The sequence below is a fragment of the Mycoplasmopsis adleri genome (assembly GCF_045276205.1).
In the GTDB taxonomy this organism is placed as follows: domain Bacteria; phylum Bacillota_I; class Bacilli_A; order Mycoplasmatales; family Metamycoplasmataceae; genus Mycoplasmopsis; species Mycoplasmopsis adleri.
Map to the genome: position 1 here is coordinate 200,481 of NZ_CP174162.1, position 20,349 is coordinate 220,829.

A 20,349-nucleotide genomic window follows, 5' to 3' on the forward strand; every position below is an offset into this window, starting at 1 on the left:
CGATTAAATCTTATTAACACTTTGGTATAATTAAAACATGGCTTCAACAAGAACAAAAGAATATTTTAAAACTTCGTTTACATGAAAGAAATCGATTCACTTATTTGTTTCATTAATATTGGCAACAACAATAGTGCTATTGTATTATTTCTTAAAAGCTAAAAAAGAAACAAATATCACAAATTTAAAAATAGCTCAGAATATCACTTTTATCTTTGGAATTACTTTATTCTCATATGCTGGTTTGGTTTGAATATTTGTAATGGGATTTGGTTTATCGCTTTTTAGGGGCGGTAAAAACAAATACAAGCAAGAGAATGAGTTAGTATCTAAAATAGAGGCTGAGAAGCGAAAACCAAATAGTGAAGAAAAAACAATTCGTTTAAGAGTTCTTAATGATCAATTACAAGAAGTTAGAAATGCAAGAATGGAAAAAGATAATAAAACAAATGGTAACTTCATTCTTGTAATTGTTACGATAATTGCGGTAGTTACATTAATTGCAGCAGGAATATTAGCAGCTATAAAATAGCTGTTTTTATTTTTTATTAACTTCTTTAATTGATTTTAATAATTAAATAAAACTATTTAATATAATTTACATTATGAAACGAAAAAATACTAATGGTCCGAAGGTTAAATACTCTATTGAAAGAGTTAAACTAAGTGAAAAATTATTACACTTTTCTTCTTAACATAGAGTAAACAAATTCTGACAACAAATGCTTTATATTATTTTAATAGCGATTGTTTTTGCATTTTTAGGAATTATATTTGTCCAAAATACAGGTATTTATGGCTTTGGTGTAGATGCTCTGAGTCATGGGATTGCGAGATTAAGCGCTGGTTTAACAATTAAGTATACTAATGAGCCAGCTACCGCTAGAGCAATCTTTATTGTTAGTCAACCTGATTTTAAATATTCCTTTACTAATCTTAGCAAGTATTAAAATAAATAAAAAGTTCTCTATTTTAACCTCGATCTTTTTAATATTTATTACTATTTTTGGTATAGGTTTATCATACATTCCCGGTATTGATAAAATCAAATTAATGGGACCTGCTTTAAACAAAGATTTTCTTGAAGAATCTAAAGGTATTGTACAAATAGTAACTTGAACTAAACCAGATGATGCTGGTAAGCATTTAGCAGTTGTTATGTATGGTTTAATATGAGCTTTAATTCAAGGTTTAGCTTCAGCTTTAGTTTTAATTCTAGATGCTTCAACAGCTGGATTTGATATCTTAGTTGTTTGATACGCTCGTAAGAAATTTAAGAACTTAAGTTTTATGTATGCTATTTTCCATGTTTCAAGCTTATTAATAGGTAACTTTTTAGGAACATATGTGCCTGCATCGCTATATGCTGCAGAAGTCAGCATGATGCCTTGAACAGCAGAGTTATATTTCAACCCTAACTTCTGTAGTTCGTTAATTATGATTTTAGTAAATGGACTAGTTGTTGATGTTATTTTTCCTAAATATAAAATGGTTAAAATTGAAATTTACTCAAAGAAATTCCAAGAAATCCTTGATCAAATTTACTCATTAAAAGACAAAAGATTTTCAGCTAGTGTAGGTATTATTCAAGGGGGATATACAGGCGTTGAACAACACAGTATTATTGTTAATTGCTTCTATGTTGATGCTCCGATAATAATCAATATCGTAAATCAACTAGACAAAGATGCTTTAATTACAATCTACGATATCAAGAAAATGCTTGGACATATTTATGTAACAAACGTCGAAAATGAATCTAAACCAGAAACAAATGAAGTTAAAAATACCAAACAAAACAAACAAGATGATTAGCGTGCTAATTGTCTTTTTTTATTGTTTTATAGGTAAAAAAGAAAATTGGATAATGAAGAGTAACGCCATAAATATAATTTAAGGAACGAAATTTCACTATTACTTTCAAAATATACAAAAAGCACTCTCTTCGAAAGTGCCTATAAATTTCTTTGGAATTTATAAATTTGAAGTAAAAAGTATATTGGTCGCTGATAATGGCAATTTTAATGTAAAATTCTATGACAGTAATTTATTACATATCAAAACATATGTAATAAAAAATGATGTAATAGTAGGGACCTATGCTATGCGCTACTATTCAATACGTAACCATTCAAAAAACAAGTCAAATACTCTGTCATTAAGTTTATAACATAGATATTCTCTCAATAAAATTGATGTTCATTTGTTTGATGAAAAATTAATTAATTAATTATTGTCTCAAATAAATCTTATAAACGCAAATATTAGCCATTGTATAAAGTCAAAAGAAAAAATACTACCATTAATAATTAATGGAAATAACAATAAAGAAAAAGTCCATCTAATTAAAGGCGGACTTGTTTTTTACACTAATTGCTGATTTATAAGTAACGCCAATAATTTATTTTTTAATCTTTGTAATTTTATTATAGATTGTTCTATCTTTGAAATTTGCATATAAATAGGTTCAACTATAGAATTATATTTTTTTAATGAAATTTCATTAGGAATATTTATAAACGATTTAAGGAATATAGGCTTTTGCAGGTGTTTAAGCCCTGTTCCGTGAAAGTACAATTTATCCATTTGAGACTCAATGTGTTTAAGATATCCATACAAATAATATTGCAAATTATCCTTTGCTGTAACACACCAAGTATCCGTAGAATATGAAACATCACCATAATACGCTTGTGCTTTAGCATTACCGCCTGTGCTCAAAAATATATTGAACCCAGTAGCTAATTTTTCATTTGTGTATAAAATAGTTTCTCCACTAGTAAAGAATGGAATATCACCCGATGAATCAACGATATTATTTACTTGTATTGGTGACTTGTCTCTTTCGATAAGTATATCTCTTAAAACAACGCTATTTGAACCATCAATACCCTTTGAAAAATAGTCAAAACTATTGAGTGCCAAAACTTGTAATTTTTGAACCATTGCGTTATTACGTTCAATATGATCGTCTATTGAAGATAAGATACTAATTATTTTTCGTTGAGACTTTAAATCTATAAGCGGAACTTTTATTTTTTGCAACATAACCATTGTTAGTGCTTTTTGCACAGCCCCGATAAGATTATTGTTTAATTGTTTTTTAAAATAATCATTATGCATAAAGTAATATAGATACTTAGAATCAAAATCATCTCTAAAGTTGGTAAATTGTAATAAATTTCCATCTTTATAATAAAATTCAAATTCCTTATCTACGTAGCAAAGATTTCCTATTGTACCTACGGCTGTAATTAATATATCACCTTTTTGAGGAACACCATAATTCCTTTTTAATTCTTCATAACGTTTTTTTGAAATGTAACAATTGTACGTATTGCTATTAAAAATAGTTTTATTGGTCACTTCCTGCCCGCGTATAAATGGAATACCTATTGGAACATATTCGCTTTCAAAAATGCGCTTGGATGACTTTATATCACATAAATCTCCTAATCTAACTAGCATATCTCATTCCTCCATTTCTAGAAAAATTCAATGCTGGTTTAAAAACTGTAACTTTTGAACCATGTCATTATTTTTCTTAATTTTACTATCGAGCAATAGTATTGATTGCGCTATTTTTTTCTGTTAATCTAAGGTTATACCTTCAATTTGAATACCATCTAGTATTTTTATTATGAGAAATTTCGTATGAGAAACTGCATATTGTCTCTTCAACAATTCCAATTGAATACGAATCGAATAGTAAATATAATCGATGTCATAACCTGATTTGGGTTTGATTTGGTAAGTATTAAATTTACATATGTATCATGCGCGATGAAAATTACAACTAGCATTATTGCCAACTAATAAACTCGCATCTTCATCAAATACATAAGTATTAATCTTTAATGACTTAAGTGCACACGTAAAAAATGAATAAATGCCATTTTCATTAAAAGCATTGGAATCAAGTTTCCCTGTTTGCATAACACTTATATTGGTTAAAGATCTAGTTATCATTTTACCTTTAACTCCTTCAATGTTTGGCTAATTTCTTTTTGGAATTCAGTAGTATCATCAACATACTTTGCAAAGTCAGTCGTAAAGTCGTCAATCATTTTGTCATATTCTTCTTGGGAAATATCAACATATTCAATCTTAACATCAAAATATTGACCTGCAGAAAGTGAGTAATTCTTTTCTTTTATAGCATCGTATGTAACAGAAACTGTGAAATCATCTTCAATAACGTGACCTACAAAATCATCAACTATTTTATTTAACTCTTCGGGGGTTAAAACTGTTTTTTGTAAATCTTTGATTTTTTCTTTATGTCCCATTTTAGAAGCATCCATCAATAGAATTTCTCCATCAGAATTTGTTTTATCAATGAAAAGAACTGATACGTTTGTTCCTGTATTTGCAAAGATATTTGAAGGCATAGAAATTACACCCTTTAACCAATGGTTGTCAACAATTTTTTGTCTAATTGCTTTTTCAATACCGCTTTGAGCAGTTATAAAGCCCGTGGGAACAACTATTGCAGCTTTACCGTCATCTTTTAAAGAATAAAGGATATGTTGAATGAAAAGCAAATAAATTGCCATAGAATCCTTTTTCTTGTTTGGAATGGTAGGAACACCAGCAAAGAATCTATCTGTAGCAGACCACATTCTTTCGATAGTATCTCTTGTAGAAGAAAAGTCAGTTTTGAAAGGTGGGTTTGATGTAATATAGTCAAAACACTTTAAGCCTGAAGCGTTATCCCCTTTTGTTTTGAAGTGGGCAGGTGTTGTTAAAGTATCACCTTCAATGATATTTTCAAGAGACTCTTTAAGACCATTCAAAAGCATATTTATTCTTAAAAATCTTGATGACTTTTGTGAGATATCTTGTGTATAAACGCGTGCTTTATTGCCCAATTTACCATCACCAAGTTCGTTCGCAAGGTGTAGCACAAGAGAACCAGAGCCAGCACTAGGGTCATAGATTTCATATATTCTATCTTCCACAGGAGACATTCTAACTAAAATTTGAGCAATCGCTTTCGACAATGCTTGTGGTGTGAAATATTCCGCATACTTACCGCTTGCCGTGTTGTAGTCTGAAATCAAGTATTCAAAGATAGTTGAGAAAAAATCGTAATTATCCTCAAAAGCTCCACCGAAGTCGAATCTATCTCTTGTAATGTAAGAAAAGATACTTTTAGCGAATGCATTCCTCTTTGAAGGTTCTACATGGCTTGAAAGAGGAGTGAATAAAGGTTTCTTTGTACCTTCTGCCGTATCAACACTAAATGCGTCATTTTTATCATAATTAGAAATTCTAACAAGCGTTTCATCAAACTTTTTATAAAAATCACTATTATTTAAATCACCTATTAAATAGTCGATAGTATCTTCATACGAAAAAGCAACATCTTGAGGATAAGAATCATAAAATCCGTCCATATACTCGTTATTTGTAATAATTTCTTCATAAGGAACATTGATATCCTTCGCGAAAGCTTTTAAGTTAGCAATGAACTTGTCATTCAAAAATTTATAAAGAAACACAGATGTCACAACAATTTCTTCACCTGCCGTATTAGAAAGACCATTTGTTGAACACAATCCCTTTAAATCGTCAATTATTGATTTTATATTAATGTCTAATTCTACATAATTTGCCATATTTTTCTCCTTAAAATTGTTTATTTATAATTCAACAAGTTGTCATATAGCATACCTAAGATATTATCATAATGCGATTTAACCTTTTTGTATAAGCCATTTTTGAAGATAATTTTAGTAACCAATTCTTTAGTGGAATCTATAAATCCTTTTTTACCCTGTATAAGTAGAACGTCATGAGATACATTATCTTTGACATTTTCATACACGATAGCAAGCAATTTTTCAATATCCGTTCTATTGATTTTTGTTTCTGAAATAGCATCAGATATTGTGTCAACGAAGGCGTGATTCCCACCATAAAGTTGTGCTGAACGATCATTTTCTTCATTAATGTGTTTAGCCTCTTCACGAACTTTTATTAATTCATCCGTTACCTCAATGATATCGAATTTTGAAACTGAAAGCTTTTCAAAGATTTTTCGCAATGATTCGTCCAATTTTTGAATTTTTATATCTGTTTTGTTTTTATTCTTTTTAACTTCACTCTGTATATCTTCAACGACTTTCTTCAATTTATCAAAATCTTTTTCTTGGTGTATAGATTTTTTTAAATCAATTGAAGAAACTTTTGTTTTGGCGAATTTATAAATAACGTTGATACAGTCTTCATTATTCATAATATTAAGAGCGTCTATAGGATCAGATTGAAAATTAATAAAGGAAATTCTCGCGTTTACTTCTTTTATATATTTTTCAAGCCTATCATCGTCAATCAAGTCATAATATTCATTAGCTCCAGAAAGTTTGAATTCCGTAGAACATTCTTTGATATCGTTTAATAATTTTTTGATTTTATAAACTTCATCTTTAGTGTAGTGTTCCATATCATAAACAAAATGTTCAACATTGTCTTGCTTAATAAATTTCTTTAATTCAAGAACCACTTTGTCAAACTTTTTCTTGAAGTTTTCTTTGTCAATAATAATTTCAGAAAGATAAGTGTCGTCTCCGTCTTCACCACCCATGTCCTCTTCTAACTCTTTAATATAGGCATCAAGTGTGCTGTTATATTCTTTTTCAATGTCGACGAAGTCTACTATATAACCGTATCGATATACTTTACCTGAAGAAGTCTTGTAAGGTCTGTTAACTCTTGAAATTGTTTGTAATAAGTTTTGAGCTTTTGGTCCTCTTAACAAGTACATCTTTTTAAGACGTTTAACATCGTATCCTGTAGTAAGCATAAAGTGAACCACCAAGATGTCAGGGTAGCCATTTTCTCTAAAGTTGATTTGATTTTGTTTATTTATTTCATTTTGCACAGCAGTATTCTCACTATCAGATAAAACAAGACCAGTAGTTAGATTACTATGTTCCTTGAACCACTCGTGTATTTTTTTAGCCTGCGCGTTAGAACGACAAACAATCATACTGCCAATAGTAGAATCATTGTTTATCGTTCTAAAGGTTTGAAAATCGCTTTCAATATAACTGCTTACACCATCAATATAATCGTTTGACTCGTAAATGTCTGCACTATTCAAATCTTTATTCTCTAGTTCTAAATTTACTCTAATTTTTGCTTTGACTTCAGTATCAATTTGTTCCTTTTTAATTCTTAAAGTATAACCATCAGCGATAGACTTATCAAAGAAGTACTTGTGGATATAATCACCAAATTTAAGATTTGAACGCTCTTTTTTTGTCAAAAGCGGAGTTCCAGTCATAGCAATATAAATACCATTTTTATCACAGTTCATTAAATTTTTATAAAATTCTCCGTACATGCTATAGCCGCGGTGTGCCTCATCAATAAAGAATATTCTTTGTGTTTTTACGTTATAATCATTTAAAACAATAGGAAGTTTTGATTTTTCCATAAACTTATGAACGTTAACAACACATATAGTGCCTATGCCATCATATTTATCATCCAATGGCTTTTTAAGTTCTTTAGCAAATTGATTTCTGGATGAAACATTAACTACTCTAAAACCTCTGTTGCTAAATTCGGTAGTTGCTTGTATCATCAAATCGAGTCTATCTACGATAAAGAAAAAACGAGTATTGACTTTTTTCTTACTGAAATAGTCCCCGATAATAGGATTCAAGAAGGCACTTAATGCCGTTTTACCAGAACCTTGAGTGTGTCAAATAATACCGTTTTTGTCCTTTTCACCTAGTCTTTTGATAATTGCTCTGGTAGCAAAGAACTGAGGATATCTCATTATATGCTTTTGCTTTACAGGGATTTCTTCATCTTTATTAAGAGTTTTATTATGCACTTTTTTAATTTCGGTAAGATACATTATGCCATAATGCAAATAGTACAAGAAACGTTCTTTATCATAGAATGAAGTTATAAATCTGTTGCAAGGTGTTAAACCTGACAAAGCAGTTTGAAACTCTTGCGTTTCTGTTTCACTTGGATCGTAACCACCATCTTTTACAATATATTTGATAGTTTCCTCATCAATTTCTCTAAAAGGATAATTTTCATGATAATCAATTATATCTTCTCTAAAGAAAGAAAATGATGTGCTAGATCCATTAGGTGTAGTATAGAACGAACCGGCCTTTACCTCGTTTGCTGATTGGTCATCTGTATCTTCGTATTCCATATTGTTAGAGAATGATACTATTTGAATGATGTTGAAGAAATGATTGTAGTCGTCATTACTTAATCTCTTATTAATCATTCTATTAAATTCAACCTGAATACCGCCCGGGTTGTTTGGCTTTTTAACTTCTAAAAACGCTAAAGGCATACCATTGATTAAAATGTTTATATCAGGACGGAATGACCCTTCTTCAGTAGTCTCCTTAGTACTAAATGGTAATTCATCTACAACGGCAAAATCATTATTATCAATATTTTCAAAGTCAATAAGTTTGATAGGATATTCACTTGACAAAAGGCGATTATAGAACTCTTTGCCTAAATCGTTATTTTTTATCATCCTTGTAATGTCTGCTATTAATTGGTTTAACTCATCATTTTCAATAGTGCGTCCATTAATCTTTTCAAGTGCAGCCTTAAATCTATCAATGAAAATGTTTGTGCTGAAATCGATTTTAGCGCCCTTTAATGATTGGTATTCGTAACCGAGACGCATAAATTGAACTGTGGCAGGAAACTTCACCCTCGTATCTTCGTTAAAATGTTTATACACATTACATTTCCTCCAATTCAATATTGTGTTCTTTAAAAAGGGTTTTTAATTTTTCCTTCGCTATAATTGTAGGATTATACTTTCTTTTTTCCCATCTATTAATAGACGAAAAGGATACTCCTAGAATTTTAGCTAATTCCGTTTGAGAAACATTAAGTTTTACTCTTAATTTAATTATCGAATCAGAATAGTTAGATTTCATATATAAAGTCCTCCAATCTTTATTCACATTCTTTCATATTATAGCACATTTTTCAGAAAATTTCTAGCTTTATACAGGATTATTTGGTAAATTTTATGAAGAATACTTTAAAAATACAACACTTACAAGAAATTCAAAAATAACGAATTTTTAGCTGTAAAGTGAACTTCAAAAATAACGAATTTTTAACTGCAAAGTGAAATTCAAAAATAACGAATTTTAGCTTTTTGTTCTATGTATTTAGCTATAAACAAAATAGGCAAAATCAACTGTTTAAAGATGAACTCGGAAATTAGTTATCTGAATATTTTTTCCTGATTTATTTGCTTTAAAATAGTCCTTATTTTTAAATTTCATCATACAGCCAAATAACTTAGAGTTTTTTCGAAAAACTCAAAATTTATAATTTTTTAGCACAATAAATGATATAATATCATTTATTGTGCTAAATTTTTAAAAAACAAACTTTTTAACGGTAAAAAGTTTGAAAAAAACCGTCAGTTTTTTAGAAAAGTAATAAAAAAGAAAGTGATAATTTTAGAAAAGAGAAATTGGAGTATATTAAGAATTATGTTAATAGCCCTTTTAGATTGATAAATTTACCTGAAGATGTAGGACATTTACGTAAAGGCGATAAAATTGCTTTGGAGAGATATATTAATAACTATGCTAAAAATGATTTTGCGAAAGAAGTTTTTAAAAGTAATTTTAGTCCATATGTAATTGATGTACCTCCTACTTATTTTAGGGGCTCTAATTATGAAATGCAACTTAATAAGTTTAGAGATTTTATGAAGTTTGTTTATGTAGAAGATAAGAATAAAAAAGAAGATATAGAAATGGTACTTGGTAGAAAATTGAATAATTTAGATGATGAACAAAATAAATTAACCAAAGAAGAACAAAAGAAAGTTTTAAAAATGTTTTTTGATGATGATTATGTGGAAGACCTTATGAAAGATAGTACCGACACAAACAATATAAACAATAAACGATATAGCATAGAAGAATTCAAAAGTGCAATGGTGGATATGGTGTGAAAAAATATTAATGAAGATGAAAATAATTTGAGAACACCTAACAATAAAGACTTATTATTAAGTGAATTAGATGAAATGTTTAATAATACACCAAGACTAAAAAGAGAAATTGATAAAGATAGTGCTAAACAAAATGAATATGATATGAATAAGATGATTTTAGAAAAAATTGCAAAGCAATCACAAGAAGAAAAAGTACCTGAAATAAATAAAGTACCTAATACAGATGAGTGAGTCTTGTTTAATGAAGAAGAAAATAGAGAAGAAAATAAAGAAGAAAATAAACCTAAAAAAGCAAGTAAAAGGAGAGCGTGATGGGCAAAAATGTAGATTGAGAATTTGCTAAAAATATGATTGTTTTAAAAGAAGAGCCGGTACTTGCTTATGTAAATGAAATATTTAAGAAAAGATGTATGGGGATTGGTGGAACAACATCATTTAGACTTTTCAATGCAAAACCTGATTATTCTATTCTTAATAACCATCCTAATGCAATTAACATTTATGGCTTTCCTACAAAAGATAATATTTTCTTCTTACCAAGTGTGTTATCTTTTCCTGATAAAGAAAGCAAAACCGGTTGAAAAAAGATACATATGGATGAGTGGCCTTTACCTGCTAAAAACATTTTCAAGTATTTAGTAATGTCTGATAATTATTTGAAAGATACTACTTGAAAAGATGATATGGTAATGTATGAATTTAGAAAAGATTTAAGTAAAGAAGAAGAAAAAGAGTTAAGTGATGCTTGATTAGAGATTTTTACTAATATGGTAAATTCTTTAAGTGCTGCTTATGGATTGCCGTTAGACATCGCAGAACTTGATAAAGTAGGTAAGTATTACTTTTATTTATCAAGATGTCCTTTTGATAATGCAACAATTAATACAATGGATGATGCTAAAAAGAAAGGATGAATATCATCTGGCTTTGAAAGCATCAACTGGATAGAATATTTATCAAGTCCACAAGGGATTACATTTTTACAAAACCAGTATAAAAATAATGCTCCAGTAGAAATTGATAAATATAGTCACCCAGAGGCGTGAAAAAGATTAATAGAAATGTATAAATTAATACACGATACTGAAAAAGTGTTAATTAATTTTGGCTATTTGCAAAAGATTGAAGAACTTACTAATAATCATCATTGAAAAGTAAATGGCGAGACTATTTGAAAACTTACTGATGCTAAAAGATATAATGTGAAAGATTGACTTATTGAAGGATTAGAAGTAGAATATGAAATTAGGCAAAGGTCTAAAGAAAAGTATATGAATTTAAGAAAGTTTGCTGAATTAAAGGATGCGACGAGTTTTATTAAGCCGGAAGTTATAAATAAGGCTTTAGAATACACTAAAGAACCTTTCTGTATATATTTTAACCAGCCTGCTTTAATAAAAGATGCTTTAAAAGAAAAATTACTTGATGAAATGAGACATGAGTATAATTTTTGTGGTAATAAGATGGGGACGTTGAATACTGCTAAAAAAGATGATAGTGCCACAAGCACTACAAAGAGAAGAAGCTAAAGCACCACTAAGAAAGACAAAACAACTACTTCTAAAGATAAAAAATAATATGATCATTTACTATAAAGATAAATCAAATAACAGGTTTTATTAAACTTGTTATTTTTTGATCTTTTAATTGGCAATTACTTTAGCTAACCCTATAAAATTGATACATATTTGGCTGTTTTAAAGAGGTATTTGTCAAAGAGGCTCCATTTGCAAAAATAAATATTATGTGAATTATTTGAACAGAATTTAAAAAATGATGATTTTTTTAAAAAGAATTGGTTGTTGTAAAAATATTAAAATTCTTCTTTTATAAAAGAAAAAAACTATAATGATTTTGCGCAGATTATATTTTGAAAATTTTTAAATCTTTACGTTTAGATAACGTCGAGATTTTTTAATTCTATTCCTAAAGGTTATTTACGAAAAACTCTAGAATTTTATTATTTTAAACAACAATATTTCTTAATGTTCATCATCTGTAACGAATTTGTTTAAAGTTTCTTTAAACCCAAATACTAAATATCTAGCTTTTTGTTTTGTAAAATTTGATTTTTGCAAATTTATAAAAAGAATCGATTTACAAAAATAAATATTATGCAAATTAGTTTTTTAAATTATAATAAATACAACGCCATCATAGCTCAGTCGGTAGAGCACATCCATGGTAAGGATGGGGTCGCAGGTTCGATTCCTGTTGTTGGCACCATTTGTTAAAGGTTTGTTAAATACAAGCCTTTTTCTTTTATTTTATTAGGTTGAAAGATGTAAAATAGTAATATGAAAAATATTAATATATTAAAAAGGGAATGTCAGATTAAGCAATTTATTGCTTCAATCATTACTCAAGACTTAACTAATGCAAATATCCATAATCCAACAGTTGTTGATGTAGTATTATCGGATGATTTATCACATGTTAAAGTGTATCTAGCTTTTGAGGACAATGAAGTAAAAGGACTTAAAGCAGTTCAAAATGCTTCTGGTTATATTCGTAAAGCTCTCTCAAAATCACTCAATTGAAGAAAAGTACCTGAATTACATTTCTATATTGATGAAGTTGAAAAACAAGGAATGAAAATTGATCAAATACTTGAACAAATTAAAAAAGAGAATAACAAATAATTAAATATCACGATTGTTTGCATTTCGTGATTTTTAAAATTTTTGCGCTCATAAGAGGTAAAAAATGGAAGATGAAATCATTTTAAAAGTAAAAGATTTATGTAAATCTTTCAAAGGGAAAAAGGCTCTAAATAATTTGAGCTTTAAAGTTAATAAAGGACAACTTTATGGCTTTCTAGGAATTAATGGCGCTGGTAAAACAACAACCTTAAATATTATTGTTGGACTTCTTAAAAAAGATTCAGGAACTGTTCTTATTGAAAATAAAGAATTAACCACTGAAAAAGATTTTGAACAAGTTAGAAATAAAATTGGAGTGGTGTTTCAAGAATCGATTCTTGATGATAACTTAAGTGTTAAAGACAATTTATTGATTAGAGCTACTTTATATCATAAATACTTTAAAGATTTAAAACCAATTGATTTAGTAAATAAGGTTGTAAATGATTTTGGTTTAGAAAGTATTCTAAAACAAAAATATCGCACCTTAAGTGGCGGTCAAAAAAGAAGAGTTGATATTGCACGTGCTTTGCTTCATAAACCAGAGATTTTATTCTTAGATGAACCTACAACTGGTTTAGATCCAAATAACCGTCAATTAGTTTGAGACATTCTTAAAAGAATTCAAAAAGAAAGAAAGCTAACAATTATTTTAACCACTCACTATATGGAAGAAGCTAATAATTGTGATTATGCAATTATCATTAATAAGGGCGAAAAAATTGTTGAAGGCACTCCAGCTGAATTGAAACAAAAGTACAGTAAAACAGTGATATCCGTCTATTCGAAACCAATTTTAGAATTAGAAAAAGCTCTTGAACTTCATAAGCTTGAACACACTTTTGAAAACAATATTTATAACATCTACTTTGATAAATATCAAGAAGCTGATTCATTCCTAGATAAATATAAACATTTATTTAGTGACTATGAACTTAAAAAAGGAACAATGGATGACGTATTTTTAAATGTAACAAAGGAACAACAAAATGTGTAAAAATTTAAATGCTTTGTTTGTAAGAATTGTTAAATTATTCTTTACAGATGCTAGAAAAATAATTATGACGTTCTTTTCTCCAGTTCTTACTTTTATTATTTTCGTAGTATTTGGTAAATATTTATTTTCAACTAGTGTTAGAGGTTTAAGCGACATAGATGCTCTTAAATATGCTGATGCATGATTATTGTTTGGTTTAATGTCGATGACTGTATTAACTAATGCAGTTAGCTTATCCGTGTTCATGGTGCAAGATTCTGAAAAGAAAATATTCAATGACTTTACAATGACGCCTATTAAAACATCAACTATTAGATTAAGCTATTTATTCTTTAACTGCTTGCTTAATGTTTTAATAAGTTTATTAGTTTTTACGTTATTAATCATTTATATGGCTATTAGACAAACACTAAGCGTTCTTAGTGGTCCTAAAAGTATATATGTCCTATTAGTAGTTATTCTTGGCGCTTTAGCAAATTCAATCTTCTTTACTTTTGTTTTTAGTTATATCAAAAATGTTACTGCTTATTCAGCTATTACTGCTGCTCTTTCATCAGTTGCTGGATTCTTAATTGGAGCTTTTATTCCTTTAACTATATTACCTATCTGATTACAAGGCTTTTCAACTATTCTACCCGCAACTCAAGTCACATCATTAATGAAATGAATAGTACTTCATGATCTTTCACCTTTTAATGTTGGTGTATATGCTGATCAATATAAAATAACCTGAGCAACATTAGATATGCCTTGATGAGGTTCATTAATCTACACTGCTGGTTTTGCCTTATTATCATTAACCTTATCAGTTGCTTTAACTTATAATTCTAAAAAGGCTAGATAATTTACACTCCACACACTGAGTAATTAACTCACTACTGTGTGGAGTTTTTGCGTGCCGTTAATATAACACCTAGCATAATAAAGGCAACAAAAAACACACCTATTAATAAGATGTGTCTTGATATTAAATATTATTCATCTTCCATGCTATCACGTAATTCTTCATTACGTTCTTCATCTGAACCAAAAATATCTGCTTTAAGGTCATTCATAATTTTGGTAGTTGTTTCTTTCTTATCAGTTTTCTTAACTGTTACGAATTTAACTTTAACTTTTTCAAAGCGAGGATCGTTTTCTTCGCCTTCAAATAAGATAGTTGGAATAATAACTGGTCTTCTCCGTTTTTCCTTATAAAATAGAGCTTCTAGTCTATCAGTAATTAATTGTTTTAAATCAACAACGGTTCAATTTTCATTATTTTTAATATGATATAAAACGGCACCATGAGCTATTCTTTTAGCCTCTTCAACTAACTCTAAAGACGTTTTTACATAAAAGCTTCCACGACTAATTAAAGTTGGACGACCAACGATTGAATTGGTTTCTTTATTAATTGTAAAGATAATATTTACAAAACCACTGTTTGCTAATGTTGCTCTTTCTTTAATAATCGCACCATTTAAATTTAATGTAGTAATACCGTCGATATAAATTGGACCATATTCTATTTTTTCATTAGTTGGAGTTATAACATTATCAATCATGTTGTAAACTCTACCCATTTCAGGCACAAAAACGTTTTTAGGATCAACACCGTTTCTTACAGCACTTTCACCGTGTACAATACTCATTCTGTATTCACCGTGGTAAGGCATGAAGTATTTCGGTCTAGTTAATTGGAAAATTTTATCATGTTCATGTTTATAAGCATGCCCTGAAGTATGTAAATAACCATCAGGTCCGTTTTCTTTAATGATTGCTCCTAGTTTAGCTAATCTGTTAATTAATAATTCAGTAACCATTCTGTTTCCAGGAATTGGGTTAGATGAAAAAATAACCATATCACCTTTTTGAATGTTTACAGTAGCATGCTTACCGTAGCTCATTCTACTTAAAGCAGCTAATTGTTCACCTTGACTACCAGTGGTTAAGACTACTAATTCATTATCAGGAACATTATTAATTTCTTTCTTTTCAACAAAAACATTATTAGGTGCTTTAATGTATCCTAATTTACGACCAATCTTAACACCTTGAACCATTGAACGACCAAAGCAAGCTACTTTTTTCTTAAGTTTAACTGCTAAGTCAATAATAGCTTTAACTCTTGTTAAGTTTGAAGCAAAAGCTGTAACAATAGTTTTTCTTGTTGCTGCTCTCATGTGTCTTTCAATATCAATTAAGATATCACTTTCACTTGGTGAGTGAAATGGACGCATAGCATTAGTTGAATCAGAGAATAATACAGTTAAGCCTTCTTTACCAATTTGATCCAATTTTGTAAAGTCGGTATAAATTTCACCAATAGGATTGTAATCAAATCTGAAGTCACCAGTACACATTAATGAACCATTTGGAGTTGTAACTCTAATACCAAAAGCATCTGGAATTGAGTGTTGTGCAGTTCAAAAGTCTACTTTACATCCATCACCAAAATCATAAACATCTGATTTATCAATTTCAATAAATTCAACTTTGTGTGTAATTCTATGTTCATCAAATTTAAGTTTTAAATATTGAATAGCAATTCTAGGTGCGAAGATTTTTTTAAGATGAACTTGCTTAACTAAATAAACAACGCCACCGATGTGGTCTTCGTGACCGTGGGTAATAAATAAACCTTCAATATTATCTTTTTTATCTTCTAAGTATTTGTAATCAGGAATGATACCTTTAATACCAGTAGTTGCTGTATCAGCAAATTTAATACCAGCATCAATAATGAAAATATGTTTACTGTATTCAGCAATTAAAGTGGATTTACCAATTTCTTGAACTCCACCAATAGCAATTAAACGTGTTGGGGTCATATTAATCTCCTTCTTTATTTTAGTTTAATAATATAAATCATTTATTGAAACATTAAGGGTTTAACAACTTAATATTATTTTAATATATATTTACAATTTTAATAAATATTAATTATAGAAATTTTGCCAAAAAGAAAAATCAGCCTAATGCTGATCGGTCTTCTTTTTGAAGAAATGGTACATCGTGCAGGGTTCGAACCTGTGACCCGCTGGTTAAGAGCCAGCTGCTCTACCGACTGAGCTAACGATGCAATTGCGTTATTATTATATAACAAAACTTATAAATAACTAAGTATTTTTATGCAAATTTTGCGAGCGTTATTTTACCTAAAACCACTATAAAACAATTAAATAATAAAATTTATGGTTGTAGTTTAAAACTGCTAAACTCATTCTTAAATTTTATTTTGCGGTTCTAAAAATAAAAAATCTTAAAACCTTTTTGGATTTTAAGACTTACATTTTAGTTGTACATAATATCATTATTTTTATTAATAAGTGGCGCTATTACATTGTGTGTAAAGAAAATGATGAACATGTTAAATCAAATCTTTACTGGTGTAAACATAATGTGTTGGAACATATATGTAATAATCGTTCCACCAGCTGCTGAACTATTAGTTGCTGAGTAGTCAGCTAATGATAAAAGAGGTACATTAATTAATTCGATTAAAGCTGAGAAAATAACGATTGGAACTATTACTAAATAACGTTTAGGTTTCATTTTAAATCTAGCTACGATTAAGAAAATAAGCATGCAAATATAACCCGATTCCATCATTAATAACAGACCTAATTTGTTTGGAATAACACTGTAGTTAACAATAGTATTATTATCAATCTTTAAATAAACAATTATAAAAATGAATACACAAGCTAAAGCTATCACCGTTGTGGAGACTATCATATTAACATTTAATAAACTTGTTTCTGTTCCTAATAATTTAATCTTCTTACGGCTTTCGTTTGTAGCAATAATTTTGTTTTCTAGCTTAGTAATTTTTGGGCTATCAGGATCTTTTAGTTTAATTTTTTCAATCTTTAATCTATATTTATAAATTAAGCTTTCATAAGTAGCATCCTTAAATTCACCACCAAAAGCATATTTAAGAACTTTCATGAAGATGATACCAACAAAACCAGAAACTACACCATCAACTACTGCGGCTAGTGTATAGTAAATATTATAGAAAGTTGGGAACATAGCAAATGAGATTAAATCACTAATTAATCCAACCATTCCGCCGACTAAAGGACCAAAAATAAAACCGCTAATTTTAATCGGAAGTCCGATAAAACTTATCTTATATGATGGAATTGAGATAATAGGCACAAATGAAGCAAAGATAATAAAAATTACGACTGAGATTGCAATTAAAATACCTATAAAGGCAATTTTCCTAATTGTTAATTTAGGAAATAAACTAAATTCAGTTAAAAAATCTCTGATTGAGCTAGGTTTCTTCTTTTCTTTCTTCATTATGTTTTAATTATATAAATTATTTGGAGCTTTATTGCTTAAAATGATAAAATAATTATTATTATAGAAACTAATCAAAAAAAGGAGGCAAAGATATGAGTCTTTTTAAAAAATTTGCTACAAAAAGAAACAAATTAGTTTTATTACAAGCCGCTTTTAAAGATGAATTAAAAGATGACTTTTTAATTCAAAAACAAAATGTTGTTACAGAATACTTAAGTGAAAATAAAGCATACGCTTTTTTAGGTGATAAAAAAGAATTATGCTTTGGTGGTTTAACAACATTTTTCAAAACCTTAGCACAAAATGCAACTAGAGATTATCAAGTTGATCTAGCATCATTTGTAACTGAAAAATTAACACTTAACGATGTTATTGATTCATTTACACGTGCAATTTACTTTGTTCAAGGTCCAATTTACAGTGCTAAAGCAAAAGCTGACCAAGAACAATTTAAAACTTTAGAAGCTTTATTAGAACAACCTTCTAAAGAAAACGAAGAAGCTTTAAAGAAAGCTTTAATCTTAGCTGAAGCTACAAACTTTGCTAGAAACTTACAAATGACTCCACCAAACATTTGTAATTCAGAATACTTAGCTGAAGTTGTTAAAAAAGATTTAGCACAATACAAAAACTTAAAAGTAACTGTTTTAAATAAAAAACAAATCGAAGAAGAAAAAATGGGATTATTACTTTCAGTAAACAGAGGTAGCGTTTACGAACCTCGTGTTGTTGTTATTGAATACATCGGTGATCCTAAAACAAAAGAAAAAACAGCTATGATTGGTAAAGGTATTACATTCGACTCAGGTGGATACTCACTTAAAGGTCCAAGACATATGTTAGGTATGAAATTCGATATGTCAGGTAGTGTAATTGTTGCTTCAACAATGAAAGCTATTGCTCAATTAAAACCTAAGAAAAATGTAGCTGCAATTATGTGTATTACAGATAACAGAATTAATGGTGATGCTTCATTACCTGATTCAGTTTGAACAGCTATGAATGGTAAAACAGTTGAAATTAACAACACCGACGCTGAAGGTCGTTTAGTTATGGCTGATGGTTTAACTTACGGTGCTAGAGTTCTTAAAGCTACTCGTTTAATTGACGTTGCTACATTAACTGGTGCTATTCTTATTGCTTTAGGTACAACTTACACAGGTATTTGAGCAACCAGTGATAAAGCTTGAGATGAATTCTCAACAGCTGCTCACAAAGCACACGAATTAGTATGAAGAATGCCTTTTGATAAAGCATTTAGCAAAAACATCAAAGCATCTAAAGTTGCTGATTTAAAAAACACTGACTTATCAGGAAATGCTGGTTCATGTTCAGCTGCTATGTTCTTAAAAGAATTTACAGATGGTGTTGAATACATTCACTGTGATGTTGCTGGTACAGCAGAAATCGATGAAATGGCTCAAGGTGTTTTAATTAAAACACTTGCTGAGTTAAGCTTAATTTAATTCCAAAAATAATAAGACCTTAGTAGAATTTATTAATTAATTCCCTATGGTCTTTTTATTAATTAGTTTATTTGCGTAGCGAGGTATAAAAATGTATTTAAAAAATGGTTCAGGTCAACTTGAAGTTATAACAGGTCCAATGTTCTCTGGAAAAACAGAAGAACTACTTAAAAGAATTAAAATTTTAGAAATAGCTGGTATTAAGACATTAATCATAAAACCTCTATTTGATAATCGTTTTAGTGAAAACGAAATAGTAAGTAGAACTGGTGCTAAAAATAATGCGGTTAATGTTTCTTCATCAGAAGACATCTGAAATTATTGAGATCCTTCATATAAAGCAGTAGCTATTGATGAAGTAAACTTCATGGATGAAAAACTCCTTGAAGTTATTGATCAATTAATTTATAAAGGTGTTAGAGTAATTTGCTCTGGTCTTGATATGGACTTCAAAAGAAGACCATTTGGTATAATGCCTCAGGTATTAGCAATTGCTGATGATATTTTAAAACTAAAAGCAGTTTGTGTTTCATGTAAAATGGATGCTGGCTTTAGTTTTAGAAAAATAAAAGACGATAATCTTAATGTTTTAGGTGATTCTGAATATGAAGCTAGATGCAGAATTTGCCACATTAAGGGTGAAAAAGAAAAAACAAAAATAACAAAAGATTAATTTAGTATATAGGCTTATAACCTATATATTTTTTGTAAATTTAATAAATTTGAAAAACGTTTTTTTAAAATAACCAAATAAATTTTTAGATATATTTTGGGTTAAATTATCTGAAAGAAAATAACAGAATAAATTTTTGTATTTTTATTTTCGCACTATTTTATAGATGTATTTAGAAAGTCTGAAATAACATTAAATGCGTCTGTATTCTGCATTTTTAGTTATTTCAATTTTTAAGGAAAATTCAATATTGCTTAATTATTAAAAATCAATTTAAGAAGTTATTATGAAAA

General features: G+C 28.9%; 16 protein-coding genes and 2 tRNA genes. 11 read left to right on the forward strand and 7 right to left on the reverse strand.

The window, feature by feature from the left end; all coding sequences use genetic code 4:
- Positions 1-37 precede the first annotated feature (37 nt).
- The 3 genes from ACJA22_RS00850 (at position 38) to ACJA22_RS00860 (ending at position 1,815) form a co-directional block, all read left to right on the forward strand.
- Positions 38-532: a DUF3899 domain-containing protein gene (locus ACJA22_RS00850; protein WP_406617242.1), complete on the forward strand. Its 495-nt coding sequence runs from the start codon at positions 38-40 to the stop codon at positions 530-532.
- A gap of 190 nt (positions 533-722) precedes the next feature.
- On the forward strand, positions 723-950 hold the full coding sequence (locus ACJA22_RS00855; protein WP_406617243.1) for a hypothetical protein: 228 nt from the start codon (positions 723-725) through the stop codon (positions 948-950).
- A gap of 103 nt (positions 951-1,053) precedes the next feature.
- Positions 1,054-1,815: a DUF2179 domain-containing protein gene (locus ACJA22_RS00860; protein ID WP_406617244.1), complete on the forward strand. Its 762-nt coding sequence runs from the start codon at positions 1,054-1,056 to the stop codon at positions 1,813-1,815.
- 549 nt (positions 1,816-2,364) lie between these two features.
- Here the strand turns inward: ACJA22_RS00860 and ACJA22_RS00865 are convergent.
- The 4 genes from ACJA22_RS00865 to ACJA22_RS00880 form a co-directional block, all read right to left on the reverse strand.
- Positions 2,365-3,468, reverse strand: coding sequence for a restriction endonuclease subunit S (locus tag ACJA22_RS00865; RefSeq protein ID WP_406617245.1), 1,104 nt, complete (start codon positions 3,466-3,468; stop codon positions 2,365-2,367).
- Between the two features lie 494 nt (positions 3,469-3,962).
- Entirely contained in the window at positions 3,963-5,621 is a 1,659-nt protein-coding gene (locus ACJA22_RS00870; RefSeq protein ID WP_406617246.1) for a class I SAM-dependent DNA methyltransferase, read from the reverse strand.
- 20 nt (positions 5,622-5,641) lie between these two features.
- Positions 5,642-8,737: a type I restriction endonuclease gene (locus ACJA22_RS00875; RefSeq protein WP_406617247.1), complete on the reverse strand. Its 3,096-nt coding sequence runs from the start codon at positions 8,735-8,737 to the stop codon at positions 5,642-5,644.
- A gap of 1 nt (position 8,738) precedes the next feature.
- Positions 8,739-8,939, reverse strand: coding sequence for a helix-turn-helix transcriptional regulator (locus ACJA22_RS00880; RefSeq protein ID WP_406617248.1), 201 nt, complete (start codon positions 8,937-8,939; stop codon positions 8,739-8,741).
- A gap of 551 nt (positions 8,940-9,490) precedes the next feature.
- Here ACJA22_RS00880 and ACJA22_RS00885 point away from each other — a divergent pair.
- From ACJA22_RS00885 to ACJA22_RS00910, 6 genes are all read left to right on the forward strand, one after another.
- Positions 9,491-10,309, forward strand: coding sequence for a hypothetical protein (locus tag ACJA22_RS00885; RefSeq protein WP_406617249.1), 819 nt, complete (start codon positions 9,491-9,493; stop codon positions 10,307-10,309).
- The gene (locus ACJA22_RS00890) at positions 10,294-11,511 is read left to right on the forward strand and encodes a hypothetical protein (protein ID WP_406617250.1); all 1,218 of its coding nucleotides are present in this window, start codon (positions 10,294-10,296) and stop codon (positions 11,509-11,511) included. Before ACJA22_RS00885 ends, ACJA22_RS00890 begins: the two co-directional genes overlap by 16 nt.
- Before the next feature lie 621 nt (positions 11,512-12,132).
- Positions 12,133-12,208: transfer RNA gene (locus tag ACJA22_RS00895), tRNA-Thr, on the forward strand.
- A 71-nt stretch (positions 12,209-12,279) separates the two neighbouring features.
- Positions 12,280-12,624, forward strand: a complete 345-nt coding sequence (gene rbfA / locus ACJA22_RS00900; RefSeq protein WP_406617251.1) for a 30S ribosome-binding factor RbfA — start codon at positions 12,280-12,282, stop codon at positions 12,622-12,624.
- A 64-nt stretch (positions 12,625-12,688) separates the two neighbouring features.
- Entirely contained in the window at positions 12,689-13,621 is a 933-nt protein-coding gene (locus ACJA22_RS00905; RefSeq protein WP_406617252.1) for an ATP-binding cassette domain-containing protein, read from the forward strand.
- A complete protein-coding gene (locus tag ACJA22_RS00910) occupies positions 13,614-14,465 on the forward strand; it encodes an ABC transporter permease (RefSeq protein ID WP_406617253.1) in 852 nt (283 codons plus the stop codon). The genes ACJA22_RS00905 and ACJA22_RS00910 overlap by 8 nt, the downstream gene beginning before the upstream one ends.
- 130 nt (positions 14,466-14,595) lie before the next feature.
- Here the strand turns inward: ACJA22_RS00910 and ACJA22_RS00915 are convergent, their stop codons facing one another.
- The 3 genes from ACJA22_RS00915 to ACJA22_RS00925 all read right to left on the reverse strand — a co-directional run bounded on the left by ACJA22_RS00915 (position 14,596) and on the right by ACJA22_RS00925 (position 17,914).
- Positions 14,596-16,434 carry a ribonuclease J gene (locus ACJA22_RS00915; protein WP_406617254.1) on the reverse strand — a complete coding sequence of 613 codons (1,839 nt, stop codon included), beginning with the start codon at positions 16,432-16,434 and terminating at the stop codon, positions 14,596-14,598.
- Positions 16,435-16,609: 175 nt separating this feature from the next.
- A tRNA-Lys gene (locus ACJA22_RS00920) sits at positions 16,610-16,685 on the reverse strand.
- A gap of 212 nt (positions 16,686-16,897) precedes the next feature.
- A complete protein-coding gene (locus ACJA22_RS00925; protein ID WP_406617255.1) occupies positions 16,898-17,914 on the reverse strand; it encodes an ECF transporter S component in 1,017 nt (338 codons plus the stop codon).
- Between the two features lie 95 nt (positions 17,915-18,009).
- On the opposite strand from ACJA22_RS00925, the gene ACJA22_RS00930 reads away from it, so the two are divergent.
- Together ACJA22_RS00930 and ACJA22_RS00935 are read left to right on the forward strand one after the other, a co-directional pair.
- Positions 18,010-19,383, forward strand: coding sequence for a M17 family metallopeptidase (locus ACJA22_RS00930; protein WP_406617256.1), 1,374 nt, complete (start codon positions 18,010-18,012; stop codon positions 19,381-19,383).
- Between the two features lie 91 nt (positions 19,384-19,474).
- The gene (locus ACJA22_RS00935; RefSeq protein ID WP_406617257.1) at positions 19,475-20,056 is read left to right on the forward strand and encodes a thymidine kinase; all 582 of its coding nucleotides are present in this window, start codon (positions 19,475-19,477) and stop codon (positions 20,054-20,056) included.
- Positions 20,057-20,349 lie beyond the last annotated feature (293 nt).